Raw genomic sequence first — 1,667 nt, 5'->3', positions numbered from 1 at the left:
CCGGTGTTGATATCGATGCTGGTAACGATCTGGTTGACCGTATTAAAGGCGTAGTGAAAAAAACCCGCCGCCCGGAAGTCATGGGTGGATTGGGCGGATTCGGCGCGCTCTGTGCGCTGCCGCAGAAGTACCGCGAGCCTGTGCTGGTCTCCGGAACCGATGGCGTCGGCACCAAGCTGCGTCTGGCGATGGATCTCAAACGCCATGACAGCATCGGCATCGATCTGGTCGCAATGTGTGTTAACGACCTGATTGTTCAGGGTGCTGAGCCGCTGTTCTTCCTCGATTATTACGCGACCGGCAAGCTGGATGTGGATACCGCTTCATCGGTAATCACCGGCATCGCCGAAGGTTGCTTGCAGTCGGGTTGTGCGCTGGTCGGCGGTGAAACCGCTGAAATGCCAGGCATGTACCACGGCGAAGATTACGACGTGGCGGGTTTCTGCGTCGGCGTGGTGGAAAAATCAGAAATCATTGACGGTTCGAAAGTGCAGGACGGCGACGTGCTGATCGCGCTGGGTTCCAGCGGTCCACACTCGAACGGTTATTCTCTGGTGCGCAAGATTCTTGAAGTCAGCCAGACCGATCCGGCCATTAAACAGCTGGATGGCAAGTCACTGGCCGATCATCTGCTGGCGCCAACCCGTATCTATGTGAAAAACATCCTTAGCCTGATCGAACAGGTTGATGTGCATGCGATTTCGCATCTGACCGGCGGCGGCTTCTGGGAAAACATCCCGCGCGTGCTGCCAGACAACACCCAGGCGGTGCTGGAAGAGAGCAGCTGGCAGTGGCCGTCTGTGTTCAGCTGGCTGCAGCAGGCGGGCAACGTTAGCCGTCACGAAATGTACCGCACCTTTAACTGCGGCGTGGGCATGGTGATTGCGCTGAGCCCGGCAGAAGCCGATAAAGCGGTACAGCTGATGACCGACGCGGGCGAAAAAGCGTGGAAAATCGGTGTGATTAAAGCGTCAGATTCTGAAGAGCGTGTGGTTATCAATCCATGAAGAAACTGGTTGTACTGATCTCCGGCAACGGAAGCAATCTTCAGTCCATCCTCGACGCCTGCGCAAGCGGGCGTATCAACGGCAGCGTCGCTGCCGTTTTCAGTAATAAAGCCAGTGCCTATGGTTTAACGCGCGCGCAGGAAGCCAATGTCCCGTCGCATGCGTTAGCTGCCAGTGATTTTGCCGACCGCGAAGCCTTTGATCGCCAGCTAATGCAGGAGATTGATGCTTACGCGCCGGATCTGGTGGTGCTGGCCGGTTATATGCGCATCCTGAGCAGCGCTTTTGTCGCGCACTATCACGATCGTCTGGTGAATATTCATCCGTCGCTGTTGCCGAAATATCCGGGCTTGCACACGCATCGTCAGGCGTTGGAAAACGGCGACGAAGAGCATGGCACTTCAGTGCACTTTGTCACTGACGAGCTGGATGGCGGACCGATTATTTTGCAGGCGCACGTGCCGGTGTTTGCTGGCGACAGCGAAGACGAAATCAGCGCGCGCGTGCAGCATCAGGAACATGCGATCTATCCGCTGGTGATCAGCTGGTTTGTTGACGGGCGTTTGCAGATGCGTGAGGGTAAAGCGTGGCTGGATGGTCAGCCGTTGCCACCTGAAGGTCATGCCAACGAATAAACGTAAGGTCGCCATTCATGGCGAC

2 protein-coding genes are annotated in these 1,667 nt (G+C 56.5%); both read left to right on the top strand.

Translation table 11 applies throughout. The features are described 5' to 3' along the window. Positions 1-1,007, top strand: a 1,007-nt coding sequence (purM, locus tag RTY00_RS24535) for a phosphoribosylformylglycinamidine cyclo-ligase (protein ID WP_312666715.1), incomplete at its 5' end; no start/stop codon positions are given. Further along, entirely contained in the window at positions 1,004-1,642 is a 639-nt protein-coding gene (gene purN / locus RTY00_RS24530; protein WP_312666714.1) for a phosphoribosylglycinamide formyltransferase, read from the top strand. The genes purM and purN, both read left to right, overlap by 4 nt. The last annotated feature ends 25 nt before the right edge of the window (positions 1,643-1,667 follow it).

The sequence above is a fragment of the Pantoea sp. CTOTU49201 genome, assembly GCF_032054795.1.
Classification (GTDB): Bacteria; Pseudomonadota; Gammaproteobacteria; order Enterobacterales; family Enterobacteriaceae; genus Pantoea; species Pantoea symbiotica.
Note: the sequence above shows the minus strand (reverse complement) of the source record. Positions and strands in the feature narration are given on the sequence as shown.